Origin of the sequence: Tengunoibacter tsumagoiensis, from assembly GCF_003967535.1 — a bacterium.
Classification (GTDB): domain Bacteria; phylum Chloroflexota; class Ktedonobacteria; order Ktedonobacterales; family Ktedonobacteraceae; genus Tengunoibacter; species Tengunoibacter tsumagoiensis.
The window spans coordinates 263,688-289,505 of sequence record NZ_BIFR01000001.1; the positions used below are offsets into that span (position 1 = coordinate 263,688).

Annotated in this window: 25 protein-coding genes and 4 pseudogenes; all 29 read right to left on the reverse strand. The window is 53.0% G+C overall.

Annotated features, from left to right (window positions below):
- Positions 1-70: 70 nt before the first annotated feature.
- Positions 71-526 (reverse strand): annotated as a pseudogene (rplO, locus tag EL628_RS01090) (50S ribosomal protein L15); the annotation flags it as partial.
- Complete coding sequence (rpmD, locus tag EL628_RS01095; protein ID WP_126577968.1) at positions 513-707, reverse strand: 50S ribosomal protein L30; 195 nt, start codon at positions 705-707, stop codon at positions 513-515. The pseudogene rplO and the gene rpmD, both read right to left, overlap by 14 nt.
- 241 nt (positions 708-948) lie before the next feature.
- A pseudogene (rpsE, locus tag EL628_RS01100) lies at positions 949-1,446 on the reverse strand (30S ribosomal protein S5); the annotation flags it as partial.
- Between the two features lie 92 nt (positions 1,447-1,538).
- Positions 1,539-1,694, reverse strand: a pseudogene (locus tag EL628_RS30715) (50S ribosomal protein L18); the annotation flags it as partial.
- Between the two features lie 270 nt (positions 1,695-1,964).
- Positions 1,965-2,159: pseudogene (locus tag EL628_RS01110) on the reverse strand (50S ribosomal protein L18); the annotation flags it as partial.
- A 317-nt stretch (positions 2,160-2,476) separates the two neighbouring features.
- A complete protein-coding gene (gene rplF / locus EL628_RS01115; RefSeq protein ID WP_126577970.1) occupies positions 2,477-3,052 on the reverse strand; it encodes a 50S ribosomal protein L6 in 576 nt (191 codons plus the stop codon).
- A 12-nt stretch (positions 3,053-3,064) separates the two neighbouring features.
- Positions 3,065-3,460, reverse strand: coding sequence for a 30S ribosomal protein S8 (rpsH, locus tag EL628_RS01120; RefSeq protein ID WP_126577971.1), 396 nt, complete (start codon positions 3,458-3,460; stop codon positions 3,065-3,067).
- Between the two features lie 75 nt (positions 3,461-3,535).
- Positions 3,536-3,721: a type Z 30S ribosomal protein S14 gene (locus tag EL628_RS01125; protein WP_126577972.1), complete on the reverse strand. Its 186-nt coding sequence runs from the start codon at positions 3,719-3,721 to the stop codon at positions 3,536-3,538.
- 14 nt (positions 3,722-3,735) lie between these two features.
- Entirely contained in the window at positions 3,736-4,278 is a 543-nt protein-coding gene (gene rplE / locus EL628_RS01130; RefSeq protein ID WP_126577973.1) for a 50S ribosomal protein L5, read from the reverse strand.
- Positions 4,279-4,283: 5 nt separating this feature from the next.
- A complete protein-coding gene (gene rplX, locus EL628_RS01135) occupies positions 4,284-4,673 on the reverse strand; it encodes a 50S ribosomal protein L24 (protein WP_245993960.1) in 390 nt (129 codons plus the stop codon).
- 11 nt (positions 4,674-4,684) lie between these two features.
- Entirely contained in the window at positions 4,685-5,053 is a 369-nt protein-coding gene (gene rplN, locus EL628_RS01140) for a 50S ribosomal protein L14 (RefSeq protein ID WP_126577974.1), read from the reverse strand.
- A 13-nt stretch (positions 5,054-5,066) separates the two neighbouring features.
- Positions 5,067-5,426, reverse strand: coding sequence for a 30S ribosomal protein S17 (gene rpsQ, locus EL628_RS01145; RefSeq protein WP_126577975.1), 360 nt, complete (start codon positions 5,424-5,426; stop codon positions 5,067-5,069).
- Positions 5,426-5,632, reverse strand: coding sequence for a 50S ribosomal protein L29 (gene rpmC, locus EL628_RS01150; RefSeq protein ID WP_161975186.1), 207 nt, complete (start codon positions 5,630-5,632; stop codon positions 5,426-5,428). The genes rpsQ and rpmC overlap by 1 nt, the downstream gene beginning before the upstream one ends.
- Complete coding sequence (rplP, locus tag EL628_RS01155; protein ID WP_126577977.1) at positions 5,619-6,050, reverse strand: 50S ribosomal protein L16; 432 nt, start codon at positions 6,048-6,050, stop codon at positions 5,619-5,621. The genes rpmC and rplP overlap by 14 nt, the downstream gene beginning before the upstream one ends.
- A 14-nt stretch (positions 6,051-6,064) precedes the next feature.
- A complete protein-coding gene (gene rpsC / locus EL628_RS30935; RefSeq protein WP_126577978.1) occupies positions 6,065-7,195 on the reverse strand; it encodes a 30S ribosomal protein S3 in 1,131 nt (376 codons plus the stop codon).
- 24 nt (positions 7,196-7,219) lie between these two features.
- Positions 7,220-7,570, reverse strand: coding sequence for a 50S ribosomal protein L22 (gene rplV / locus EL628_RS01165; RefSeq protein WP_126577979.1), 351 nt, complete (start codon positions 7,568-7,570; stop codon positions 7,220-7,222).
- Positions 7,571-7,735: 165 nt separating this feature from the next.
- The gene (rpsS, locus tag EL628_RS01170; protein WP_126577980.1) at positions 7,736-8,023 is read right to left on the reverse strand and encodes a 30S ribosomal protein S19; all 288 of its coding nucleotides are present in this window, start codon (positions 8,021-8,023) and stop codon (positions 7,736-7,738) included.
- Between the two features lie 3 nt (positions 8,024-8,026).
- Positions 8,027-8,863 (reverse strand): 50S ribosomal protein L2, encoded by an 837-nt coding sequence (rplB, locus tag EL628_RS01175; protein WP_126577981.1) that lies wholly within the window; start codon positions 8,861-8,863, stop codon positions 8,027-8,029.
- 11 nt (positions 8,864-8,874) lie between these two features.
- Complete coding sequence (rplW, locus tag EL628_RS01180) at positions 8,875-9,171, reverse strand: 50S ribosomal protein L23 (RefSeq protein WP_126577982.1); 297 nt, start codon at positions 9,169-9,171, stop codon at positions 8,875-8,877.
- A gap of 19 nt (positions 9,172-9,190) precedes the next feature.
- Positions 9,191-9,883 carry a 50S ribosomal protein L4 gene (gene rplD / locus EL628_RS01185; RefSeq protein ID WP_126577983.1) on the reverse strand — a complete coding sequence of 231 codons (693 nt, stop codon included), beginning with the start codon at positions 9,881-9,883 and terminating at the stop codon, positions 9,191-9,193.
- A 6-nt stretch (positions 9,884-9,889) separates the two neighbouring features.
- The gene (gene rplC / locus EL628_RS01190) at positions 9,890-10,693 is read right to left on the reverse strand and encodes a 50S ribosomal protein L3 (protein WP_126577984.1); all 804 of its coding nucleotides are present in this window, start codon (positions 10,691-10,693) and stop codon (positions 9,890-9,892) included.
- Positions 10,694-10,735: 42 nt separating this feature from the next.
- Positions 10,736-11,059 (reverse strand): 30S ribosomal protein S10, encoded by a 324-nt coding sequence (gene rpsJ / locus EL628_RS01195; protein WP_126577985.1) that lies wholly within the window; start codon positions 11,057-11,059, stop codon positions 10,736-10,738.
- Positions 11,060-11,141: 82 nt separating this feature from the next.
- Positions 11,142-12,347, reverse strand: coding sequence for an elongation factor Tu (tuf, locus tag EL628_RS01200; RefSeq protein WP_126577986.1), 1,206 nt, complete (start codon positions 12,345-12,347; stop codon positions 11,142-11,144).
- Positions 12,348-12,629: 282 nt separating this feature from the next.
- Positions 12,630-14,708, reverse strand: coding sequence for an elongation factor G (gene fusA, locus EL628_RS01205; protein ID WP_126577987.1), 2,079 nt, complete (start codon positions 14,706-14,708; stop codon positions 12,630-12,632).
- Positions 14,709-14,717: 9 nt separating this feature from the next.
- Entirely contained in the window at positions 14,718-15,188 is a 471-nt protein-coding gene (rpsG, locus tag EL628_RS01210; RefSeq protein ID WP_126577988.1) for a 30S ribosomal protein S7, read from the reverse strand.
- A 341-nt stretch (positions 15,189-15,529) separates the two neighbouring features.
- Positions 15,530-15,979 carry a 30S ribosomal protein S12 gene (gene rpsL, locus EL628_RS01215; RefSeq protein ID WP_126577989.1) on the reverse strand — a complete coding sequence of 150 codons (450 nt, stop codon included), beginning with the start codon at positions 15,977-15,979 and terminating at the stop codon, positions 15,530-15,532.
- A 91-nt stretch (positions 15,980-16,070) separates the two neighbouring features.
- Entirely contained in the window at positions 16,071-20,408 is a 4,338-nt protein-coding gene (rpoC, locus tag EL628_RS01220; protein ID WP_126577990.1) for a DNA-directed RNA polymerase subunit beta', read from the reverse strand.
- A gap of 102 nt (positions 20,409-20,510) precedes the next feature.
- Positions 20,511-24,008 carry a DNA-directed RNA polymerase subunit beta gene (gene rpoB, locus EL628_RS01225; protein WP_126577991.1) on the reverse strand — a complete coding sequence of 1,166 codons (3,498 nt, stop codon included), beginning with the start codon at positions 24,006-24,008 and terminating at the stop codon, positions 20,511-20,513.
- A gap of 869 nt (positions 24,009-24,877) precedes the next feature.
- The gene (locus EL628_RS01230; protein ID WP_126577992.1) at positions 24,878-25,714 is read right to left on the reverse strand and encodes a hypothetical protein; all 837 of its coding nucleotides are present in this window, start codon (positions 25,712-25,714) and stop codon (positions 24,878-24,880) included.
- Positions 25,715-25,818: the final 104 nt, after the last annotated feature.

The window sequence follows — 25,818 nt, forward strand, 5'->3', positions numbered from 1 at the left end:
CTTGCTGTTCTGCTTCGGGCGTCTGAGCATTATCTTTCCGGCGCTTGGTCTTTTCATAGACCCGCACTGGAAGGATCTCTACGCTACCGCCTGCTGCTTCAATCTTGGCGCGAGCGCTCGTTGAGAACTTGTGTGCGCTTACCGTTAAAGCATGGTCGAGCTCGCCATTGCCCAGGACTTTGATCAGTCCTTTGCCTTCGACGGCTGTCACCAGGCCCTGTTCGATCAGAGACGCAGGGGTAACCTGACTGCCGGCCTCGAACAAGTCGAGGTCTACAATATTAATAATAGTATAATCATCCTGGAAAATTTCGGTATTGTTACCTAAACCACGCAGGAACGGTAAACGCTTCGACAGGCGGGTCTGACCACCATTAAAGGCACGATGGACTTTACCGCCAGTGCGGGCCTTCTGTCCTTTAGTACCACGTCCTGCCGTCTTACCTCGACCGGAACCATGGCCACGACCAAGGCGTCTCTCAGCCTTGTGTGAACCGGGGGCTGGCCGCAAATCAGAGAGCTTCACTGATAATCTCCTCTACTTGCACAAGATGATTCACCTTGCGGATCATGCCGCGAACTGCGGGATGATCTTCGTGCTCAACGGTCTGCTGAAGTTTGCGGAACCCCAGAGCCTGGATTGTTGCCTTCTGGTCTTTTGGGTGACCAATTGCGCTGCGCACCCATTTTACGCGTAATTTTGCCATGACTTAACTCCTATCGACCGCGAGGGGCGCCGCCACCACGACGATCACCACCGGCGTTCTGACCACCACGGCGGTCTCCACCACCACGACGGTCTCCACGCTCACCACCGCGATCGCCACGCTCACGGCGTCCAGCGACTGCGCGGGTCTCACGTGCCTCTTCTTCACGAGCCTGACGGGCAGCAGCGGCTAGCTCAGCTGCATTTGCAGCAGCCTCGGCGATCTGCGCAGCACGTTTCTTGCCCAGAATGTCAACAACGGTCTTACCGCGGCGAGCAGCCTCAGCATCGGCTGAGCGGAGTTCGCGCAGACCTTTGACGCACGCCTGTACGGTGTTAGCTTTGTTGGTGCTACCCAGGGTCTTGGTCAGGATGTCGCGGATACCCGCAGCCTCCATGACTGCACGAACGGCACCACCAGCGATAACGCCAGTACCAGGGGCGGCTGGCTTCAGCAGAACCTCAGAGGCTCCAAAGTTGGTTGTGACCATATAAGGGATGGTCGTACCAGACAGGGGAACTTCAACGAGGTGCTTTTTTGCATCCTCTACAGCTTTACGAATGGCCTCGGTGTATTCGCCAGCTTTGCCAAAACCAAAGCCGACATGACCATTGCGGTCACCGACAACGACCAGGGCGCGAATGCTGAACCGTCGACCACCTTTGACCACCTTGGAGACGCGGCTAACTTGCACCACGGTCTCTTCAAGGTGTAGATTTGAAGCATCTATTCTTGCCATATCTTCTGTCTTACTCCTCATAGTCCACGGCGAACCTCCTCACATGCACCTGGCGCGGGGTCAGTTCGAACATGAACGGTTGCCTCGTGGGCTTAGAAATCCAAGCCTATTTCACGAGCGCCTTCAGCAAGTGCAGCGACTCGTCCATGATAGGCGTAGCCACCACGATCAAAAACAACCTGAGTTACACCTTTCTCTTTTGCACGCTGGGCGACTAATTTGCCGACCTCGCGAGCCAGTGCAACTTTTCGATTGTTGGCGATAGGGGCAAGCGCCTCAACAGGAGTCTTTCTCGGACCCTTCGCGGCGGTTGGCAGAACGGTCTTTTTACCAGTTCCGGCCTTTGCTGATGCACCCTTCTCAGACTTGGCGCCTCTGGCCTTCGCAGGAGTAACCTCAGCAGCGGCTTCTACAACCTCAGCGGTCTCGTTAGCGGCTGCATGGTGACTATCGCTCGTCTGATCTACCGGGGTAGCAGGCTTAAAGTTCTGAAGGCTCTCATCAAGAGACGAAGCCGCGGCCAGCGTACGACCTGAGGCATCGTCAATCACCTGTGCATAGATATGCTGCCCACTGCGGAACACATTGAGGCGTGGACGTGATGTTGTGCCCTCAAGATGGCGTCGTATACGCTGGTGCCGCCGCAGCCGAGCCTTATTGGATTCAAATCGTTTAATCATAGTTGCATCGCAAAAGATCATCTTACGGACCATACAATTGGCCGGATCTCTTGCAATTCCCCTTTCTTTCCATTGCGCAATTGAGGAGCGGTGAAGTCACGTGGTCGGCACTACGTCACTTCTTCTTAAGGTCCTCGCCTGCGCATGCTGTTGGACAATCTGGATGCGATTTCTGTTGCTCTCATCAGGAGGCACGTGTGTCAGGAGAACTTCCCCCCTCTACCACCTTCTTCATGAGCATTTCTGTCATCGCGGAAGCAAAACCACGAATGTGATAGATTGTACCATGAATGTGAAGCTTTCGCATCACATACAGGATACAATTCTCATCAGATGCGCGACTGCGCTCACTATTTCTTTTTACCGCCGACTTTACCAGCTTTACCAGCCTTACGACGAATCTTCTCAGCGGCGTAGCGAATACCTTTGCCTTTGTAAGGCTCTGGCTTGCGGATACGGCGGATAGAGGCAGCTACCTCGCCGACAACCTGCTTATCGATACCACTTACGCTGATCTTTGTCGCCTTCGTGGCTGCATCTACACCATCAACGGCCAGGGTTACCCCGGCAGGTGGCTGGACCTCAACAGGGTGCGAATACCCAACGACGATGACAAGATTATTGCCAACCTTCGAGGCACGATAACCAACACCGTGGATCTCCAGCTGTTTGGTAAAGCCCGTGGTCACACCGACAACCATATTGTTGATCAGGGTGCGGTAGAGACCATGGATTGATTTATGATCTTTGCTGTCAGAAGGACGGGTCACCTCTAAGGTGCCATTCTCAAGCTTCAGGGTCAGGGCGGGGTCGACCTGCTGTGAGAGCTCGCCTTTGGGACCTTTTACCGTCACAAAGTTCCCTTCTGTCCATGTCAACTGCACCTTGGCTGGTACAGTGATAGGAGCGCGTCCAATACGAGACATGTTTTTCCTCCTCTACCAAACGTAGCAGATGACTTCGCCCCCAAGACCTTGCTTGTAAGCGTTAGAACCCGTCATCAAGCCTTTAGGAGTCGAAAGAATAGCAATGCCCAGACCGCCACGGACGCGAGGAATCGTAGCCTGTTTGGTATAGACACGCAGACCAGGCTTGCTCACGCGTTTGAGCTGAGACACAACTGGCTTCTTATCTGCATAGCGCAGGGTCAGACGCAACGTGCCCTGGGGATTGTCTTTTAGGATCTCAATATCCTTAATGTAGCCCTCTTCCTTCAGTACTCGTGCGATCGCCAGCTTCATTTTCGATGCTGGGACAAGCACGCGAGTATGACGGGCTGTAGCCGCATTACGAATGCGCGTCAGCATATCCGCAATGGGATCAGTCATATTCATGGATTATCCTCCATAATCACGTAGGAGTCAAAACCCCCTGGTTTTCTTCCTACATGTCCTTTCATCTGCGCGATTCTACCAGCTCGATTTTGTCACACCGGGCAGCTCACCGCGTAACGCACGCTCGCGGAAGCAGATACGGCAGAGACCGAATTTGCGCATGTAAGCACGGGGTCGCCCGCAAACCTGGCAGCGATTATGATGCTGCACTTTATATTTAGGCGTGCGCTGCGACTTTACAATCATTGAAGTTTTTGCCATTCCGCCCTCCAGCGTTACTTCTTAAAGGGCATGCCCAGCAATGCGAGCAGCCGTCGGCCTTCCTGGTCGGTTGTGGCAGTGGTGACAATGCTGACTTCCATACCGCGCAGCTTGTCGACCTTGTCATAATCGATCTCAGGGAAGACTAATTGTTCACGCAAGCCCAGTGTATAATTGCCGCGACCATCGAATGCGTCAGAGGAGACCCCCTGGAAATCTCGGATGCGGGGCAGGGCTACGTTAATGAGTTTCTCAAGGAAGTAGTACATGCGATCGCCGCGCAGGGTAACCATGCAGCCAATCTGCATCCCTTCGCGCAGCTTAAAGGCTGCAACCGACTTCTTAGCGCGGGTGATCACAGGACGCTGTCCGGTGATCGCCGACAGGTCGGCGACAGCGGCATCCATAGCCTTCGCATTCTGAATGACTTCGCCCATACCGATATTGATGACCACTTTATTGATGGTCGGAACCTGCATAGAGTTTGTATAGTTAAACTCTTTCTGCAGGGACGGTACGACTTCCTGGCGGTACTTGGTCTTCAATTCTGATGCCATATCCCTTAACTCCTCGTGCGGTCTTCAATAACCTTATGGCACTTTTTGCATACGCGCACAGGACGCAGCTTCTGGTCTTGGCCTAAAGGACGACGCTCACGCGAGACGCGGGTTGGCTCTTTGCACTCGGTGCATTTCAGCATAACATTGGAGACCTGAAGAGGCATTGCCTTCTCGATCACGCCACCCTGCCGCGTCTGACCCTGCGGCTTTACGTGTTTCTTTACGACGTTCAGGCCTTCAACAATCACTTTGTTGACCTGTGGCAGGGCCCGAGACACGACCCCTTCCTTTCCACGATCCTTACCAGTGATGATCAAAACGGTGTCACCCTTTTTGATGTTCATCTTATTGGCCAGGTGGAGAGGCTTTTTCTCTTTTACTTGTGTTGCCATCTTTTCCCTCGTTAAAGCACTTCAGGTGCTAGCGAGACGAGACGTGTGAAGTTCTTCTCGCGCAACTCACGGGCCACCGGTCCAAAGATACGGGTCCCACGTGGATTGTTACCTGCGGCGATGATAACGGCGGCATTCTCGTCAAAACGGATGTGTGAACCATCAGGACGTGCGTACTCTTTCGAGACACGCACGATCACAGCGTTCACAACCTCACCTTTTTTGACCTGTCCATTAGGGGTGGCCTGCTTTACAGAGGCTTTGATCACATCCCCAACGACAGCGTAGCGCTTTGCAGAACCGCTCATCACGCGGATACACATCAATTCTTTTGCGCCTGTGTTGTCTGCAACTTTCAGGCGAGTCTGTGGCTGAATCATCTACTTCTCTCCCTTATTCCGCCGAACCTTCGGTCAGGTGAGGATCAACTTCTGCCACAACTTGTTCCACCGGCACAATGCCGCTCCCACGCTTGACAACTTCAACAAGCTTCCAGCGCTTCAGTTTGCTGTATGGGCGGCTCTCTTCGATGCGGACCAGGTCCCCAATCTGACAGGTGTTTTCCTCATCATGTGCATAGAAGCGTTTTGTCTGTTTGTACGTGCGCTTGTAAATGCGGTGCTTCTTTAAAGACTCGACGACTACGACAATCGTCTTGTCCATTTTATTGCTATCCACACGGCCAACTTTTTGTTGGCGGCGGCTCTTTACCGCGCTCTGCTCCGCTGTGGATGGTGCGTGTTGCTCTGTCATTACTCGTTCTCCAACACGGTCAGGCGCTGCAACAGACGTGCAATGTCTTTGCGCGTCTGTGCAAATACGCGGCTGTCCTTTACTTCGCCACGCTGTTGCTGTAAGCGCAGATTGAACAATTTCAAGCGCAGGTCTTTAAGTTCCTTCTGAACCTCGCTCACAGTATACTCGGAAATCTGCTTCCGGCGATCTTTAAGCTTCGACACTCTCTGCCTCCCCTTTGGTAATAAAACGTGACTTGACAGGCAGTTTGTGGCTCGCCAGACGGACGGCCTCTTTGGCAATCTCTTCGCTTACTCCGCTGATCTCGAAGATAATGCGGCCAGGCTTTACGACGGCAACCCAGTGATCTACTGCACCTTTACCGCTACCCATACGAGTCTCGGCAGGTTTAGCGGTGATCGGTTTGTCAGGGAAGACGCGAATCCAGACTTTACCACCGCGCTTCATAAAGCGGGTAAGCGCAATACGAGCGGATTCAATCTGGCGGGCCTCCATCCAACAGGCCTCAAGAGCCTGTAGACCATACTGGCCAAACGAGAGCGTATTACCGCGATGGGCTTGACCGCTCATACGACCGCGATGCTGTCGACGATACTTTGTACGTGATGGTGCCAATAACATGGCTTAGCTCTCCTCTACTCGCTCTGAGCGGCCCCGGTATTACCGTTATCAGTCGTTGGCGTCGGCTGGGTCACTTCTACCTGGTTCACTGGAGCTGCGTTCGTAGCTTCAGTGCTGGCTGGTGCCTGCTCAGGACGTGGCTGACGTGGTGGCCGATCTCCCTGTGGACGATCTCCCTGTGGCCGAGGTGGACGAGGTCCGCGATCTCCACCCTGTGGGCGGGGTCCACGATCTCCACCTTGCGGTCGGTCTCCCTGGGGCCGAGGTGGGCGAGGTCCGCGATCTCCACCCTGTGGGCGGGGTCCACGATCTCCACCTTGCGGTCGGTCTCCCTGGGGCCGAGGTGGACGAGGTCCACGATCTCCGCCCTGCGGACGCTCACCGCGCTGCTGGCCTCCATCACGACGTCGATCACCACCGCGATCGCTACGCTCGCCTCCACGGCGATCGGTGCGCTCACGGGGAGCAAATGTCTGCTGTGCTTCTGGCTGCTCACCTGGCTCACGACGTTTGTTGGGGAGAATATCGCCCTTATAAATCCAGACTTTAATACCGATGACACCAAATGTGGTGTGGGCCTCGGCCAGACCATAATCAATGTCGGCGCGCAGAGTCTGCAAGGGAACTGACCCCTCAACCTCTTTTTCGGTACGAGCAATTTCTGCTCCACCAACACGACCACCAACGATGATTTTAATACCCTTCGCATTGGAGCGCATGGCCTTCTGGACAGCCTGTTTCATCGCGCGGCGGAAGGAGACACGTTTCTCCAACTGCTCGGCAATGCTACGGCCTACCAGGACAGCGTCCAGCTCGGGCTGGCGGATCTCATTGATATCCATCCGCACCCGGCGCTTCTTGGTCTTGGTCTCTAAGAGGGCGCGAAGGCGATCGACCTTCTCACCGTTCTTACCAATCACAATACCAGGTTTCGCTGTAAACACTTTGACCAGTACCTGGTCTGCGGCGGCGCGCTCAATCTCAATGCGTGAGACTGAAGCGTTGGCTAACTCTTTATTGATAATCTTGCGGATCTGAAGATCCTCAGCAAAAATATCCTTATAATCACGCTCGGCATACCAGCGAGACTGCCAGCCTTTTACCACGCCGAGTCTGAACCCATTGGGATGTACTTTGTGTCCCAAAAGTGTCCTCCTTCTTAGCGGCCTTTAACGACCAGCGTCTGCCGGATCATCGGAAACAATCACCGTTACATGACAGAAACGACGCAGAATACTGGCCGCTCGACCATGTGACCGTGGCTTTACGCGCTTAATCCGGAACGAGTCATCCGCCACAATATTGAGAATATACAGATTATCTGGATTGAGATTGTAGTTATTCTCCGCATTGGCTGCCGCCGATGCCACTACTTTACTGACTGGGGTGGCACCAGCATTGGGCAGGAACTGGAGAATAGCCAGAGCCTCATTTACCCGAAGCCCTTTCACCGCGTTCGTGACCAGACGCATCTTGCGCGGCGGAATGCCAATATCCTTTGCAATAGCCCTGACTTGCATCTCGTACCTCTTTAAGGGCCACTCTATCTGACCCTCACAATGTTCCCGGGGGTCTGGTTGTCATCAATTGCGATGAGCGTCGCTCTATCTGAGAGCTGTTCAACCACGCCTCGGGAGGGACCCGTCACTGCGAGCCCCCTCTACACAACCAGCCTCGGTCCACTCTTAGCGGACTGAAGTGGTCTTTTCATTCTTTCCACCCGCATGGCCACGGAAGTGACGCGTGGGGGCGAACTCACCAAGTTTGTGACCAACCATGTTTTCGCTGATGAAGATCGGCACATGCGTCTTCCCATTATGCACTCCAATGGTCATTCCAACCATTTCAGGGAAGATCATCGAGGCGCGAGACCAGGTCTTAATCAACCGGCGATCTCCGCTCCGTTTCATGCCCAGAACTTTCTTTCTGAGCGACTCATGGATATATGGTCCTTTTTTCCTTGAGCGCGACATTAACTACTTCCTCCTACCTGCATTGCGGCGTCGGACAATGAAGCGATCGGTTCTCTTATTGCTACGAGTCTTGTAGCCCATCGCTGGCTTGCCCCATGGGGTCTGTGGCTGCCCACCAATTGGTGCGCGGCCCTCACCACCACCGTGAGGATGGTCGCGTGGGTTCATAACCGATCCACGAACGGTAGGACGGCGGCCCAGGTGACGGGAGCGTCCGGCTTTACCAATACTGCGGTTCTCGTGATCTGTGTTGCCTACCTGTCCAATGGTTGCCATGCACAGGATATGCACATTACGCTGCTCGCCCGATGGCAAGCGGAGCAACGCATAGTCACCTTCTTTTGCCATCAATTGTGCGCCGACACCTGCGCCACGCACCATCTGGCCACCACGCCCACGCTCAAGCTCTACGTTGTGAACGGTGGTACCGGTTGGGATGTTCTTCAGGGGGAGCGAGTTACCGACACGAATGTCAGCCTCTGGACCCGCCTCGACACGATCCCCAACTTTTAAACCCAGTGGAGCAATGATATACCGCTTCTCTCCATCCAGGTAGTGCAGCAGGGCGATACGGGCTGATCGGTTTGGATCATACTCGATCGCAGCTACTTTGGCTGGTACGCCAAATTTGTTGCGCTTGAAATCGATAATACGATAGGCGCGCTTCGCTCCACCGCCATGATGGCGTGTGGTGATCTTACCCTGGTTGTTACGTCCCGCATGCTTCTTCAGCTTTACGGTCAGTGACTTCTCTGGCTTTGTCTTGGTAATCTCCTCAAAGGAGGATACCGACATGCCTCGACGTCCAGGAGACGTTGGTCGATACTGTCTAGTTGGCATCTCTCAATCCCCTATGCCTTTAATGCATCGATTGACTCGCCCTCTTTAAGGGTGACAATCGCCTTCTTCCACTCGCGGGCCTCTACTGGACGAGGAGCAGAGCCTCTTCGACGAATCAACTTGGGCTTACCTGGCATGCGCATGACGTTTACCGAGGCAACCTTGACCTTGAAAAGGGTCTCTACCGCACGACGGATATCAATTTTGTTGGCACGTAGCGCGACTTTAAAGGTATACTGGTTCTGCTCTTGCAGTCTCACCGTCTTCTCGGTGACGATACCCTGGCGCAGCACTTCTGTGATTTCCACAGTCCTTCTCCTCCTCGCCTTAGGCGTTGCTCTCAGCGCCGGCTTCGGCGATCTTGAGACTGGCTTCCTCAGCGCTCAAACCTTCGCCAAAGACCAGTTCGATCCAACGGATGGTCTTGACAGGCATGATCACGTAGTCGTGCTTCAGCAACTCCACAACGTTAATCGAGGAGACGTGCTGGACTTTCGCGCTCGCAATGTTCCGCGTCGATAGGACCACGTTCTCGTCGCGCTGTGGCAATACCAACAACACTTGCTTGCCTGCACTTGAAGGCAGCTTGTTCAGAATCTCAATCATGTCTTTGGTCCGGGGGCTCTCCAGTCCCAGGTCATTGATGACGATCAGGTTCTCGTTGGCTACCTTATCCGATAGGACTGACCGGATGGCCAGGCGACGCATCTTCTTAGGCACGTCATGGTGATATGGATGAGGTCGAGGACCCCAGACAACACCACCGTGGCGGAATTGAGGGGCGCGGGTGCTACCCTGACGAGCACGACCCGTTCCCTTCTGACGATAGGGCTTTTTATTTCCACCCGAGACTTCGCTGCGAGTCTTGGTTGAGGCATTACCCTGACGACGATTCACCAGTTGCGCTGTCACAACCTGATGGAGGACCGCCATATTAGGGGTGACTCCGAACACCTGCTCGCTCAGTTCGAGCTGTTCTACGGCCTCTCCGGCCTTATTGTACACTGTAGTCGAGGGCATTTCGGTTTACCTCATCACATGCTTTTTAATCATGAGCAAGCCGCCATTGGCACCAGGCACCGAACCCTTCACCACCAGCAGGTTGCGCTCAGGATCAGCTTGAATTATCTGTAATTTCTTCGCTGTCACGCGCTCATGTCCCATACGCCCCGCCATCCGGGTTCCTTTCAATACACGACCTGGGGTCGTGCCGGAACCAATCGAACCAGGTGCACGGTGACGGTCTGACTGACCGTGGGTCTTGGGTCCGCCGCTGAATCCGTGGCGTTTCACTCCACCCTGGAAACCTTTACCTTTGGTTGTACCCACGATGTCAACGGATTCACCGTCACGGAAGAGGCTGACGTCAAATGACGCTCCCAGCTCTACTTTCTCTGTCGTGGCTCCATCCTGCAAGCCAACCTCACGCAATACCTTGAAGGGTCCCAGTTCTGGGCCCGGGCGGCGCTGGCGGTTCGACTGCACTTTTAACAGGTGACTGATCTGCTTGCTTACCTTCTCTTCGTCGGTGCTCTCAGCCTCTGTTGCGGCCTCTTCTTTTTTGCCCTGCTGATGTCCTTGCAGAGCCTTGCGCTGTGCCTTCAATAATGGCAGGCTATGTCCAAGATGTCCCAACTCAGGACGTGTTACGTTCTTGGTTGTTGTCTCTTCAAAACCGATCTGGACCGCCTCATATCCGTCACGGGGGGCAGTCTTGACCTGCGTCACTACACAGGGACCGGCCTCAATCACGGTGACCGGAATGACTGTTCCGTTGGGCCCAAATACCTGGGTCATGCCGACCTTCCTGCCCAACAATGCATTCAGCATATTCTTAACCTCTCCTCAACTATCAGGATTCTTTGACGATTCCTATCCCAATAGTTTTACTTCGATATCCACGCCTGCGGGCAGATTCAAACGTGTGAGTGCTTCAACAGTTTTATTCGTTGGATCGATGATATCAATCAAGCGCTTATGCGTACGAATCTCGAACTGTTCACGAGCATCTTTGTCGATGAACGGGGATCGCATGACTGTGTATTTGTCGATCTCCGTTGGCAAGGGCACTGGTCCTGAGACACGTGCACCTGTCTGCTGCGCAGTATCCACAATCTGGACTGCCGACTGATCCAGTATTCGATGATCGTATGCCTTGAGTCGAATGCGGATACGCTGTTTTACTCCCGTAGCCATTTATCTCTCCTGTTGGGATTGGGATCAGAGGGCTCTCTGGCTCAACACGTGCTGAGCTCTGTCCATGATCCCATCTGACATCTTAGTTGATGACCTGTGTGCAGATGCCAGCGCCGACAGTTCGTCCACCTTCGCGAATGGCGAACTTTACGCCCTCTTCCATCGCAACCGGCTGGATCAACTCGACTGTCATCTCGATGTTATCACCAGGCATGACCATCTCAACCCCTTCAGGCAGCTTGATCGAACCAGTGACGTCCGTGGTACGAACGTAGAACTGAGGGCGATAGCCGTTGAAGAATGGGGTGTGGCGGCCACCCTCTTCTTTCGAGAGGACATATACCTGGGCTTTGAAGTTTTTGTGGGGTTTGATCGAGCCCGGCTTTGCCAGGACCTGACCACGCTCGATATCCGTACGCTCAACACCACGCAGCAGACAGCCAACGTTGTCGCCAGCCATACCCTGATCCAGGGTCTTCTGGAACATTTCAACGCCGGTGACGACGACGGTGCGGACATCCTCGCGCATGCCGATGATCTCGATGTTCTCGCCAACCTTCACAATACCGCGCTCGATACGTCCGGTGGCCACGGTACCGCGACCTTTGATACCGAAGACGTCTTCAACGGGCATCAAGAAAGGCTGATCGGTGGCACGTGGGGGATCAGGAATGTAGCTATCGACGGCATCCATCAACTCCCAGATGCACTTGGCACCAGGATCGTTGCGGGAGAGATCGCCTTTGCTTTCCAGAGCACCCAGAGCGGAGCCACGGATGACGGGAACGTCATCGCCAGGGAAGCGGTACTTGGAGAGCAGCTCGCGGACTTCCAGCTCGACCAGTTCCAGCAGCTCTTCGTCTTCCATCATGTCGACTTTATTCAAGAAGACAACCATGGCGGGGACTTCTACCTGCTCGGCAAGCAGAACGTGCTCGCGGGTCTGAGGCATAGGGCCGTCAGGAGCGCTCACGACCAGGATCGCGCCGTCCATCTGGGCTGCGCCAGTGATCATATTTTTGATGTAGTCAGCGTGGCCTGGGCAGTCGACGTGTGCATAGTGACGCTTCTCGGTCTCATACTCAAGGTGAGCGATAGCGATAGTGATACCGCGCTCGCGCTCTTCGGGAGCTTTGTCGATCTGGTCAAATGCAGTGTAATTGGCAAGCTTGGCTGCGGCCAGCACCTTCGTGATAGCAGCAGTCAGGGTCGTCTTACCATGGTCAATATGGCCAATCGTGCCTACGTTCACATGCGGTTTTGTCCGCTCGAACTTTTTCTTTGCCATGTTATTCCTCTTTCAAGGTAGTGGGTGTTATATTGTCAGTCGGCTAACCATGCTAGCAGGATCAGACAGATAACACAAAAAGATACATCACTCGGTAGGCCTGTTCCCTGAATTCGGCACCGAGCTCAAGTATGTACAAAAAAAGATTGCACTCTTGCTTGTTGCTGACAGGAGGACTTGATTTAGGAGCGTTCGTATTTATTCAATAAATAAATGGCCCCGGCTCACATCTATCTTCCAGAATCAGGGGTCATCGTATGATGACCCCCCCTGTGGTTTCGCTTAACGAACCGCTTTTTTCGCAATGATCTCGTCTGCAATGTTCTTTGGAACTGGATCATAGTGAGCCATCTCCATCGAGTAGCTGGCGCGACCACTGGTCATCGAACGGAGCTCGTTCACATATCCAAACATCTCGGACATAGGAACGTGTCCCCGAACTACTTGCATTGTTCCGCGGCTCTCCATGCCCAGGATCGTTCCACGGCGGCGATTCAGGTCGCCGATAACATCTCCGTAGAACTCTTCGGAGGTGGTTACTTCAACCAGCATGATTGGCTCGAGGATGATCGGGTTGGCCTTACGAACCGCCTCTTTCACACCGATCGAACCAGCAGTCTTAAAGGCCATTTCGTTTGAGTCAACTTCATGGTACGACCCATCATAGAGGGTGACCTTGACGTCGATCATCTCATAACCTGCGATGATACCATTTGACAGAGCATCGCGCACGCCGGTCTCAACTGGTTTGATATATTCTCTTGGAACGACACCACCAACGATGGCATTGACAAAATCGACACCCTTACCGCGCTCGTTGGGCTCGACGCGCAGCCAGACGTCACCGTACTGACCGCTACCACCAGTCTGACGCACATGTTTACCCTGTGCTTGTGCCTGTTTGGTGATAGTCTCGCGATACTTAACCTGCGGGCGACCCACGTTTGCTTCGACTTTAAATTCGCGGAACAGACGATCCTGTAGTACTTCCAGGTGGAGCTCACCCATACCACTGATAACAGTCTGACCACTCTCCTGGTCGGTCTCAACGCGGAAGGTGGGATCTTCTTCAGCCAGTTTCCCAAGCGCAATGCCCATCTTCTCCTGGTCAGAGCGTGTTTTTGGCTCAATCGCAATCGAGATAACAGGCTCTGGGAAGACAATCGACTCTAAAACAATTGGGTTCTGTGCATCAGAGAGTGTATCACCTGTGAACGTATTACGCAAGCCCACCGCGGCACAGATATCACCGGCGCGAATCTCATCGATGTCTTCACGGTGATTAGCATGCATACGCAGCAAACGGCCAACACGCTCAGTTTTGCCCTTGGTTGTATTCTCTACAGAGGCGCTCTTGGTCAGTGTGCCAGAGTAGACGCGCAAGTAGGAGAGGCGGCCCACGTAGGGGTCCGACACGATTTTGAAGACCAGCGCGCTCAAAGGAGCCTCGTCAGCTACATCGCGACTGATCTCTTCACCGGTATCGGGATTGGTACCTGTTGGGCGCTCAATATCCAATGGTGAAGGCAGGAATGCCACAACGGCATCCAACATCGCCTGCACACCTTTGTTTTTCAACGAGGTACCACAAAGTACTGGTACCAGGGTGTTGGAGATGGTGGCTGTACGTAGTGCCGTCCGCAGCTCATCCGGTGAGATCTCTTCGCCTTCAAGATACTTGAGGGTCAGCTCTTCATCGGTCTCAGCCACGCGCTCGATCAAGGCATCACGATATTCCCTGAACTGCTCTTCCAACTCAGCTGGAATAGCTGTATGCTCAGACTTGGTGCCCAGGTCGTCCACGAAAACGATAGCCTGCTGCTCAATCAGGTCAATAAAACCTTTGAAGTTGCTCTCGCTACCAATCGGAATCTGAATCGGCACAGCCACAGCACCCAGACGCTCTTTGATCATATCAACAGTGCGCCAGAAGTCTGCACCAATGCGATCCATTTTGTTGACAAAACAGATACGTGGAACGTTATACTTGTTTGCCTGACGCCAGACGGTCTCAGACTGAGGCTCAACGCCCGCAACTGAGTCGAAAACTACAACGCCACCGTCGAGCACACGCAACGAGCGCTCAACCTCAGCGGTAAAGTCAACGTGGCCTGGGGTATCGATGATATTGATACGATGGTCTTGCCAGAAACAGGTGGTAGCAGCAGATGTAATCGTGATACCGCGCTCTTGCTCCTGTGGCATCCAGTCCATCGTAGCAGCCCCTTCGTGCACCTCACCAATACGGTGAATCTTCTTGGTGTAGAAGAGGATACGCTCGGTGGTAGTCGTTTTACCAGCGTCAATATGAGCGATAATACCAATATTTCGTGTTTTATCGAGTGGGAATTCTCTTGCCATGATGTTTTTTTACCAGCGATAATGAGCGAAGGCTTTGTTGGACTCCGCCATCTTGTGGGTCTCTTCACGTTTTTTAATAGTTGCACCCTGACCCGCAGCTGCATCCATCAATTCGCTGGCAAGCTTCTCTGACATGCTTCGGCCATTACGAGTACGAGCCGATTTAATCAGCCAGCGCATTGCCAACGCAAGTCCTCGATCGTTTCTTACTTCGACGGGAACCTGGTAGGTAGAACCACCGACACGGCGGGGCTTTACCTCGGTGCTGGGTTTGGCGTTCTTCAGCGCCTGCTCAAAAACTTCAAGCGGGGGCCGCTTCTGCTTGTTCTCAATTGCATCAAATGCATCATAAATGATGCGCTCGGCCAGGCTTCGTTTGCCATCATACATTAACTTGCTAATAAAGCGAGTTACGTTCCTGCTTCTGAACTTTGCATCCGGCACATCCGGCCTTCGCACCACTCTCTTACGTCTTGGCATGTTCTGCCTCCTCAGTGTCTCTTTCGGATCTGCTTGCTTATCATCTTTTGTCCCCACATGGGACTGTCAGCATCTCTGACACCTACCATGGCCCTCTCAGGCTGGCAGACACCAGAAAAGGCGTCGATTCGACTGAGAAGCAGAGCGCTCCTCCATCTCTTTCGGACGCCTACACGCGGGTGCCTATCCATGTTGACTGCCAGTCAGCTTCTTCTTGATCCACAAATAATCCAAGCCGGAGCACTACGACTGAACCAGGAGAACACCCGACAATCATCGCTCGTGGGGCTACAGCCAGCACTGCCTGCCTGCGATGACGTGTGATTTACCGATCTGCGTACTTACTTTTTGCCCTTGGTTGGTGCCGCTACCTGACCGGGCTTCGGACGCTTGGCACCGTACTTCGAGCGACCACGACGACGCTTTGAGACGCCCTCGCTGTCCAACGTACCACGTACAATATGGTAACGCACGCTTGGCAGGTCCTTTACACGACCGCCACGAATGAGCACTACCGAGTGCTCCTGCAAATTATGCCCTTCACCTGGAATGTACGCAGTGACTTCCATCTGATTCGACAACCTTACACGGGCAATCTTACGCATTGCCGAGTTTGGCTTCTTGGGCGTCATGGTTCTTACCTGGGTGCAGACGCCACGCTTCTGGGGCGAACCACGCAGGCGGGAGGTCCTGTTCTTTAATGCGTTGTACGAATAAAGCAACGCAGGGGCCTTCACCTTTTTTTGTTTGTGCGAACGGCCCTTCCGGACCAGCTGATTAATTGTCGGCAAGGAACGATCCTCCCTGTCCTTGTTCTAAGGCTAAGCGGAAAGAAGGTCTTTCCGCTTTCTTTTCTTCATACATATGCGATTGCATATACTATCACTCATTCTCCTCGCTGTCAAGTGCCAACCCAAGGGTACCGTTGCTTCCAACGCTACTTCCCGCTAGTGCACCTGCTACAACTGGAGTCGCTGCCGCCATACGAGCGGCGGCTGCCTGCTGCCGCGCTATCTGGTCTCTCCGTCTCTGGGCTATTCCAGATCCCGCAGGTATCAGTTTACCAATAATTACGTTCTCTTTCAACCCAACCAGGTGGTCCGTCTGCGCCTCAATCGCCGCTTCTGTCAGCACACGCGTTGTTTCCTGGAAAGAAGCAGCCGCTAAGAAGCTATCGGTATTAAGGGATGCTTTGGTCACACCCAGAAGAACGGTCTGCGCTGTGGCGGGCTCTCCACCCTCAGCCAGTACTTTTGCATTGGTATCTGCATACACGAAACGGTCTACCAGGTCGTTTGGTAACATCTCGGTGTCGCCAGGCATGTCCACTTTTACGCGGCGAAGCATCTGACGAACGATGACTTCGATGTGTTTATCATGGATATACACACCGGTGTTTCGATACACACGCTGTACCTCCTGGACAAGGTACAATTGAACGGCGTCACGGCCCTGGATTCGTAGGACGTCCTGGGGGTCTCGCTGGCCAGAGGTGATTGGCATTCCTGCCTGGATCTTCTGTCCATTGGTGACGGCGATGTTTCTCGCTGCGGGGACGGCGTAGGATCTCTCATCACGCTCTTCAAAGCGTATGGTGAGATAACCATCCTCGTTGATTACTACTTCGCCTTCGGTACGCGCCAGAACTGGCTGCGCCTCTCCACCATTCTCTCCTGCAATCAAGGCTATGATCTGATCTTTCTGCACATGGTCGTGGTCGTTGACTACTACCTTGCTCTCCAGATCCTTTGGCAGTGGGTATTCGTCGAAGAAGATGTTGGTGGAGACGACACGCACGGTGCGAGCACCAGTTGCTTCGTCTTTGATGATCTCTACCACTCCATCAATTTCGCTCATCTCTGCCTTATCTTTTGGTACACGGGCCTCAAAGAGCTCTTCTACGCGTGGAAGTCCCTGCGTGATGTCTCCTTGCGCTCCTGCAATACCTCCAGTGTGGAAGGTACGCATGGTTAGCTGTGTTCCAGGCTCACCAATCGATTGGGCGGCGATGATACCCATGGCCGCTCCCATACGCGCCAACATGTTGGCCGCCAGGTCACGTCCATAACACTTGCGACAGACTCCACGCCGGGTGAGGCACGAGAGCACTGAACGCACGCGTACGGCTTTGATATCAGCTGCGACAATCTCATCAACCATCTCGTCCGTGAGCTCTTCTCCCGCTTCTAGATGCGGCAGTTCAGGAATGGCTTCGGCCAGCACGCGTCCGATGATGCGCGAGCGGCTGTTCTCCAGTCCCATCTGCTTGGAGTCGTATTGGGTAATGAGAATACCATCGTTGGTACCGCAATCCTCTTCCGTGATGATCACGTCCTGCGCTACGTCGATCAGACGGCGGGTCAGATAACCCGATTCTGCCGTTCGCAGTGCGGTGTCTGCCAGACCTTTTCGCGCTCCATGGGTACTGATGAAGTACTCTAAGACGCTCAGGCCTTCGCGGAAGTTTCCACGAATCGGAATCGGAATAATACGGCCCGATGGACTCGACATTAATCCTCGCATACCCGACAACTGTCGAATCTGCTGGAACTTCGCTTTTGTTGCACCCGATTTTGCAATGGTGAAGATTGAACCAAATGGGTCCAGGCTCGCTTCTACCATCTTAGTAACATTATCGGTCGCTTCACTCCATGTGACGATGGTCTGCTGATATTTCTCGTTCTCTGTGATCAGGCCATCATGGTACTGTTCTTCAAGCTCGACAATCTTGGCGTCAGCTTTCGCTAACTCCTCTTGCTTGCCCAGCGGCACTTTGACGTCACTGATGGCGATGGTTGAACCAGCCTTGGTGGCATAATGGAAGCCAAGGCGCTTCATTTCGTCTGCCAGGTCGGTGGTCTTTGAACGGCCATACTCTCGGAAACAGTCGGTGATGATCTGACGCAGGTACTCTTTTTTCATGGCGTAGTTTCTAAAACGCAGACGCTCAGGAAGCGCTTCGTTAAAGATGATACGGCCCACGGTGGTGGTGACCAGCTTGCCTTTGGCGAAGAAGACTGGCTTCTCGGGGGGCGGCTGATCGTAGACTTCAACTTCGCCCAGACGCACTTTGATTGGCGCCTGGAGCTCGATGACTCCATGCTGATAGGCCAGCATGGCTTCACCAATGTCGGTGAATACACGGCCCTCGCCCTTTTTGTTGGGTCGATCCTGGGTGAGATAGAAACAACCAAGCACCATGTCCTGGCTGGCTCCGATCGATGGATCACCCTGTGCAGGTGAGAGCAGGTTTCGCGTCGACATCATAAACTGGCGCGCTTCGTCCTGGGCCTTCTCAGAGAGGGGAACGTGTACGGCCATCTGGTCTCCGTCGAAGTCAGCATTGAAGGCTGAACAGACGAGCGGATGCAGTTGGATGGCGCTTCCTTCAACGAGAACGGCTTCAAAGGCCTGAATACCCAGGCGGTGCAGCGTGGGAGCTCGGTTCAACAGGACCGGGTGATTCTTAATCACTTCTTCAAGCACATCCCAGACTTCTGGTTTGACGCGCTCGACAAAACGCTTCGCACTCTTGATGTTGTGGGCAAAGTTCTGCTCGACCAGTTTCCGCATGACAAAGGGTTTGAAGAGCTCCAATGCCATACGCTTTGGCAGTCCACACTGGTGCAACTTGAGATCTGGTCCAACGACGATTACCGAACGACCAGAGTAGTCTACACGCTTACCCAGCAGGTTCTGTCGGAAACGGCCCTGCTTTCCTTTGAGCATGTCGGACAGGCTCTTGAGCTTGTGGTTGCCTGAACCCGCTACGGCACGACCACGGCGACCATTGTCGATCAGCGCATCACAGGCTTCCTGGAGCATACGCTTCTCGTTGCGGATGATGATCTCTGGTGCTCCCAATTCAAGGAGTCGCTTGAGACGGTTGTTACGGTTGATCACACGACGGTAGAGGTCGTTGAGGTCAGATGTAGCAAATCGACCACCATCCAACTGGACCATCGGACGCAGGTCCGGCGGAAGTACTGGCAGGACGGTCAGGATCATCCACTCAGGCGATGTATGGGATTTGCGGAAGGCCTCTACGACTTTGAGACGCTTGGTGGCTTTCTTACGGCGCTGACCAACGGTTGAGCTGATCTCGTGCCGCAGATCGCCTGACAGCTTATCCAGATCGATGTTCGAGATGAGCTCGCGCACCGCTTCAGCTCCCATGCCAGCTCGGAAGACCTCTGGGAAATTATCTTTCAGCTCGCGATAACGATTCTCCTGCAGCAGGTCCATCTTTTTCAGACCCTCGAGGTCGCGGCGTAGCTGTTCAAGGCGCTGACGAGATTCGTTGCGCTCTTTCTCCAGTTGCGATTGGGCGGAGTCAATCTGGTTCTGGTACTCCAGGCCCAGACGATCGGCCTCGCGCTTTCCTTCGGACTGCGAGGAGTCCAGTTCACGGCGAGCCTGCTCAGCAATGGCATTACGGGCCACTTCGGCCACACGCTCCAGCACATCGAGATGCTTTGGTGTGACGCGCTCGCCCTGTTTGACGATAACTTGATCGGTTGGAGCAAAGAGGATATCGTCCTCTGCTTCACCGCCCATGATATCGCGTAGCTCTGCCAGCGTCTGGCTCTCGGCATGACGAGCCTCTTCCAGATCACGTCCTCGGCGCTCTTCGACCTCTTTGCGGCTCACAACGCCAAAACGCTGTTCGCTATCGCCCAGAGCGGCATCTCGTCTGGCACGCAGGTCCTGAATGCGCTCTACAACCTTCTCATCCAGATTCTGCTCAAGCGAGACCATCTCTTCGTCCAGCCGCATCATCTCAGCCTGACGGGCCTCCTCGTCGACGTTGGTGACAACATAGAGGGCAAAGTAGAGAATGCGCTCAAGGTTACGTGGCGACAGGTCGAGCAAGAGACCAATACGGCTTGGTGTCCCTTTAAAGTACCAGATATGGCTGACGGGAGAGGCCAGTTCGATATGACCCATGCGCTCGCGGCGCACCTTAGAACGGGCTACTTCGACGCCACATTTATCACACACGATCCCTTTAAAGCGAACGCGTTTATATTTTCCACAATAGCACTCCCAGTCCTTGGTTGGACCAAAGATGCGCTCACAGAAGAGTCCATCTTTCTCCGGCTTGAGAGTACGATAGTTAATAGTCTCCGGTTTCGTTACCTCGCCATAGCTCCAGCTGCGGATCTGCTCGGGGCTGGCCAGGCTAATACGGATAGCGTTAAAATCATTAACTTCGAGCATGCTACCTCCTGGGATAGGGGTTAGCGGCGCTCTCGCTCAGCGCCGCTCTGCCATGACAGTATCTTCATCTACATGAATAGCTTTGCAGTGACAACCCCGATCTTATTGGTCTCCTTCAAAACCGGACAGGTTAATACCCAGTTCCGGCATCACATCGTTAGAGGTATCTTCGACAAATTGGATCTTCTGTTCGTCTTCATTGAGGACCTCAACGTTGATGCCCAGACTTTGCAATTCTTTTACGAGCACTTTGAAGGATTCTGGAACGCCCGGCTCCATGATGTTCTCTCCCTTCACAATGGCTTCGTAGGTCTTTACACGCCCCACAACGTCATCCGACTTCACCGTCAGGATCTCTTGCAGGATATGTGCTGCTCCATAGGCTTCCAGAGCCCAGACTTCCATCTCACCAAAACGCTGACCACCAAACTGCGCTTTACCACCCAGCGGCTGCTGTGTAATCAAGCTGTATGGTCCAGTTGAACGAGCATGAACTTTGTCTTCCACCAGGTGAGCCAGTTTCAACATGTAGTTGTAACCCACGGTGATGTGATGATCAAAGGGCTCGCCTGTTCGTCCATCATAAAGCTGAACTTTTCCGGTCTCAGGAAGACCTGCACGACGCAGGAACTCTTCAATATCTTCTTCGGTCGCACCGTCAAAAACGGGGGTGGCGATCTTGAAGCCCAGGACGCTGGCAGCCCAGCCCAGGTGGGTCTCCATGATCTGACCGATGTTCATACGGTGAGGTACGCCCAATGGGTTAAGAATGATGTCGACTGGTGTGCCATCGGGCAGGAATGGCATATCTTCAATTGGCAAGACGCGTGAGATAACACCCTTATTCCCGTGACGTCCAGCCATTTTGTCGCCCGCGCCGATCTTACGCTTCTGCGCAATACTGACACGAACGAGCTGGTTGACGCCTGGGGAGAGCTCATCGCCCGCTTCGCGTGAGAAGACTTTGACTTCGACGATCTTACCGCGCTCACCATGAGGGACACGCAATGAGGTGTCTTTTACTTCACGCGCTTTTTCACCAAAGATGGCGCGCAACAGTTTCTCTTCCGCCGTCAGCTCGGTCTCACCTTTCGGTGTGATCTTACCAACGAGGATATCCTGCGGTCCAACTTCAGCTCCAACATAGATGATGCCACGCTCATCGAGATTGCGCAGACCCTCTTCACCAACGTTTGGAATATCGCGTGTGATCTCTTCAGGTCCCAGTTTGGTATCTCGAGCATCGATCTCGTACTTCTCAATGTGAATGGAGGTAAAGAGATCTTCATGCACGATCCGCTCGCTGATCAGGATGGCGTCCTCGAAGTTACCGCCCTCCCAGCTCATAAAGGCTACGAGAATATTCTGCCCCAGGGCCAGCTCGCCCTTTTCAGTTGACGTGTTGTCCGCGATAACCTGGCCAGCATTGACGTAATCACCCTTTTTCACAATTGGGCGCTGGTTAATGCAGGTACCTGCATTTGAACGCACAAACTTGCGCAGGCGATGTCCGTAGATGGTGCCACTTTCGTCCATAATCTCGATACGACGAGCCGTTGCTGAGACAACTTCGCCATCAACCCGGCTAATAACCACCTGGCCAGAGTCGATAGCGATCTGACGCTCGATACCTGTGCCGCAGATAGGAGACTGAGGACGCAGCAAAGGCACTGCCTGGCGCTGCATATTCGCACCCATGAGAGCTCGGTTCACGTCGTCATGCTCAAGGAAGGGAATCAGAGCTGTGGCCACACTGACCGTCTGCCGGGGCGAGACGTCCATGTAGTCGATATTATCTGAGCTCTCTTCCAGAAACTCACCCTGATAACGGGCAAGAACGCGATCTTCTGTGAATTCATTGTCTTCGTTTAGCTTCGCGTTCGCCTGAGCGATCCAGAAGTTCTCTTCGTCATCAGCAGTATGATAATCAACTTCGTCTGTGACAAACGGACGCACACGAATGGTCGCTTCACCATACTGTTTAGCTAACTGCTGGAACAGAGCTTCATCAATGCGCACTTTCATACGCGCTTTAATTAAGACCTCGCCAGACGCTGAAACCACATCCTCGCGCTCACGCCCAAACACACCACGGAACTCGCGTCCAATCAGACGACGATCATTGGCAGGCAGGCGCTTATAGACTTTTCGGTACGGGGTCTCGATGAAACCATAGGGATTAATCTGTGCATACGTTGCCAGGTTACCGATCAGACCAATGTTTGGACCTTCCGGCGTTTCAATTGGACAGATACGGCCATAGTGCGATTCGTGGACGTCACGCACATCAAAACCTGCACGATCACGCGAGAGACCACCAGGTCCAAGAGCGGAGAGACGACGCTTGTGGCCAATCTCAGCCAGGGCGTTGGTCTGGTCCATAAACTGGGATAACTGGCTTCCACCAAAGAACTCTTTCATCGCCGCCACAACTGGACGGATATTGATCAGTGCATTTGGAGTGGCCTGCCCGGGTTCCTGGATGCTCATACGCTCTTTCACCACGCGCTCCATACGCAGAAGACCTACGCGGAATTGCGTCTGAATCAGCTCACCCACACAACGCACACGTCGGTTGCCCAGATGGTCGATATCGTCTTTACGACCTCGGCCATTGTTCAAGGAGACCAGGCGGCGAATAATATTGACAAGATCATCCTGGGTAAGAATGCGCTGGCTCTGAGGGACCGAAAGGTCCATCTTGCGATTGAGCTTATAGCGGCCAACACTCCCCAGATCATAACGGCGAGCATTGAAGAAGAGATTACGGACGAGAGAGCGCGCGTTATCCAACGTGGCTGGATCGCCCGGGCGGAGCTTTTTATACAGCTCTAGAAGTGCCTCATCCTCTTTTTTCACAGGATCACGATCCAACGTAGCCTGAATATAGCGGATGGTCGCATCGTTATCGACGCCAGCAAACGCATCCAGAATCCCCTGATCCGTTGACAGATCCAGATTCTCCGAATGCCAGACCTCCTTGGCCAGACTCGAGATCGCTCGCAGCAGCGTCGTCACGGGGATCTTACGCTTGCGATCGATCTTCACAGTCAACAGGTTCTTATTGCTGGTCTCAAACTCTAACCAGGCACCGCGACCAGGGATGAGCTTGGCAGCATATAATTTTTTGCCCGTCGTTACATCTTCATCTACCGTAAAGTAGACACCTGGCGAACGAACGAGCTGGCTCACCACCACACGCTCTGCACCATTAATGATAAAGGTGCCATCAGTCGTCATTAACGGGAAATCACCCATGAAGACATCTTTCTCGATGATTTCGCCGGTCTCTTTATTAATTAAACGAGCCTTGACATTTAGAGGAGCAGAGAAGCTCGCATCGCGATCACGACACTCGTCCTCACTATACTTTGGCTTACCAAAGGGTTCAGGTGGTACAATAAATTCCAGACTCAGATTTTTACCAGTGAAATCTTCAATGGGGGAAATCTCAGAAAAGAGTTCATGTAGACCCTCTCTTTTAAACCATTCAAAGGAGTCAAGTTGAATCTGAATCAGGCCAGGCATTGGCCGTATGTCGGGAATACGTGCAAATGATACACGTTCCGGGAGCGCAACGGCCTTTGTGCTTACTGCCATACGTGGTGTTCTCCTCTCACCTAATCGCCCATAGAGGAAATTGAGAGACACGGAAAACCCGCCCCTCTCAGGGTAACAGAAAACGGAAAAGTTAAAAATGAGATAATTGCTTAAATAATGCCTGTGTTGTGAAACGGTCTATGACAAGAAAAGTAACCACTTGCACTTACGATAAGTAGTTACTCCTACGCCCCTACACGTGCAATCTGTCTACTACACACGCCTATCCCCTCTACTGGAGATAAAAACAAGCCGGGCTAGCGGCAAAACTGAAACAGCAAAAAACACCACACGATGTACCACCCCTGCAAAACAATGTTCTGCTTGCTCAAACCTTACGGTCCGCCTGGGTTCCAGTACGTGCTATGTGGTCTATTGATATCCTCATGAACTTATGGTTTAGGGGAGTAATGTGTTGTTTCGTCCTGCGCCTCGTCTCTTGGCCTTTGCTTGCACCTGTGCTATGAATTCGTTATACCATTACTATTACTAGTATAATCACCATCAAAAATGAGAAAAAAGCCTGTACATGCTGTCCATTTTGCCTCTCTCATTTTCTTTGCAGCATCATACACTGGCAAGGGGAAATTATACGCCATTCGTCAACACATGTCAATACTTTCTGGGCTTCCTCTAAAAAAGCTCTTCAGAAGTAAGGTGGCTTGTCTGTGGGGGCTCCCCAATTGGAGCTCTCATGTCTCTTTCTCTATCCTCTGTAGTATACCATAAAAAGGACCATTTATTCTACTTTTTTGGCTCCCAATTTGTAAGCAATTCTATCATTTCAATGGGTAATGACGTTTGCTTCATGAAGAAGGCAGGTTGTGCACACCAACCTGCCTGGCTATCAAGCTATCACTACTGCGGCTCTATGCGACGCTGGCTATACTCTGCTCGGCTTCTTCAAGCGCAAGCTCGATCTCTTCGCCCAGAGATGGGCTCCAGACGCGCTCAGCATCCATCCAGCGTTTGCGCAACAGGAAGAGAAGTTGCTTCTGATCTTCACAGGATAACAGGTTCAGGTCCACCATCGATTCCGGATTTCCAGGGTAGATGATGGTCATGACAAAGTTATCAATGCGAATAGTCGCCTGGCCATTTAATTTATAGGTATGGGATGATCCCAGCTTACGACCAAAGGAGATGCCGCCTGTAATACCAATGATGATAAATGAGGCTGAAATTATGCTGACAACGAGGCCCGCAAGGGTAAGAAGAACAACAATAGCAGTTGCAAAGATAACGAGCAGAGGATCTGGAAGCTGAAGTGTCCAACCCAACAAAATATCTGGAACCAATCCGACCAGTACCGCCACAAAACACCAGAAGGAGCTATTCATAATCCAGAAAATGCTCTTCATATTTTCTGATGACAGATCACGCACCATGATGGTCTCTTTCCCATCAAAGGTAACCATGCCTTCATGATTGCCCGCATGCAGAGCCGATAGAAAACGAATGATCAGGATGCTTCCTCCCAGGGCAATGCAGCTCAAGAACCAGGAGAGACCGACCAATGCATCCTGCCATTTGAGATAGAATGTCAATGTATGTTGATAGGTCTGCCAGATCGCCAGCCCTACCAGCCCCGCTACCACTCCACTGATAATGAGAGTGACTAAAAAGAGCCAGCTCAGCCTGCGAATATGGCTGTATCGCGCATCATCCAGATCAAACCTGTAGCTATCGTCCGCTCTGTGTATCATGTTCCCCTCAATTCAACAGCACTTGTATGGTTGGCCTCCATATGGTCTGGCTGTTCTACTTTCTTCGTGGCATCTTCTTCCTACACTCAAAGTGAAAGGCCCAG

Excerpts from the sequence above, each read along its gene's own strand:
- rpmD (WP_126577968.1), bottom strand. The coding sequence starts at position 707 with ATGGCAAAATTACGCGTAAAATGGGTGCGCAGCGCAATTGGTCACCCA.
- rplF (WP_126577970.1), bottom strand. The coding sequence starts at position 3,052 with ATGTCTCGTATTGGACGCGCTCCTATCACTGTACCAGCCAAGGTGCAG.
- rpsH (WP_126577971.1), bottom strand. The coding sequence starts at position 3,460 with ATGAATATGACTGATCCCATTGCGGATATGCTGACGCGCATTCGTAAT.
- EL628_RS01125 (WP_126577972.1), bottom strand. The coding sequence starts at position 3,721 with ATGGCAAAAACTTCAATGATTGTAAAGTCGCAGCGCACGCCTAAATAT.
- rplE (WP_126577973.1), bottom strand. The coding sequence starts at position 4,278 with ATGGCATCAGAATTGAAGACCAAGTACCGCCAGGAAGTCGTACCGTCC.
- rplX (WP_245993960.1), bottom strand. The coding sequence starts at position 4,673 with ATGGCAACACAAGTAAAAGAGAAAAAGCCTCTCCACCTGGCCAATAAG.
- rplN (WP_126577974.1), bottom strand. The coding sequence starts at position 5,053 with ATGATTCAGCCACAGACTCGCCTGAAAGTTGCAGACAACACAGGCGCA.
- rpsQ (WP_126577975.1), bottom strand. The coding sequence starts at position 5,426 with ATGACAGAGCAACACGCACCATCCACAGCGGAGCAGAGCGCGGTAAAG.
- rplP (WP_126577977.1), bottom strand. The coding sequence starts at position 6,050 with ATGTTATTGGCACCATCACGTACAAAGTATCGTCGACAGCATCGCGGT.
- rplV (WP_126577979.1), bottom strand. The coding sequence starts at position 7,570 with ATGCAAGTCAGGGCTATTGCAAAGGATATTGGCATTCCGCCGCGCAAG.
- rpsS (WP_126577980.1), bottom strand. The coding sequence starts at position 8,023 with ATGTCGCGCTCAAGGAAAAAAGGACCATATATCCATGAGTCGCTCAGA.
- rplB (WP_126577981.1), bottom strand. The coding sequence starts at position 8,863 with ATGCCAACTAGACAGTATCGACCAACGTCTCCTGGACGTCGAGGCATG.
- rplD (WP_126577983.1), bottom strand. The coding sequence starts at position 9,883 with ATGCCCTCGACTACAGTGTACAATAAGGCCGGAGAGGCCGTAGAACAG.
- rplC (WP_126577984.1), bottom strand. The coding sequence starts at position 10,693 with ATGCTGAATGCATTGTTGGGCAGGAAGGTCGGCATGACCCAGGTATTT.
- rpsJ (WP_126577985.1), bottom strand. The coding sequence starts at position 11,059 with ATGGCTACGGGAGTAAAACAGCGTATCCGCATTCGACTCAAGGCATAC.
- tuf (WP_126577986.1), bottom strand. The coding sequence starts at position 12,347 with ATGGCAAAGAAAAAGTTCGAGCGGACAAAACCGCATGTGAACGTAGGC.
- fusA (WP_126577987.1), bottom strand. The coding sequence starts at position 14,708 with ATGGCAAGAGAATTCCCACTCGATAAAACACGAAATATTGGTATTATC.
- rpsG (WP_126577988.1), bottom strand. The coding sequence starts at position 15,188 with ATGCCAAGACGTAAGAGAGTGGTGCGAAGGCCGGATGTGCCGGATGCA.
- rpoC (WP_126577990.1), bottom strand. The coding sequence starts at position 20,408 with ATGCTCGAAGTTAATGATTTTAACGCTATCCGTATTAGCCTGGCCAGC.
- rpoB (WP_126577991.1), bottom strand. The coding sequence starts at position 24,008 with ATGGCAGTAAGCACAAAGGCCGTTGCGCTCCCGGAACGTGTATCATTT.
- EL628_RS01230 (WP_126577992.1), bottom strand. The coding sequence starts at position 25,714 with ATGATACACAGAGCGGACGATAGCTACAGGTTTGATCTGGATGATGCG.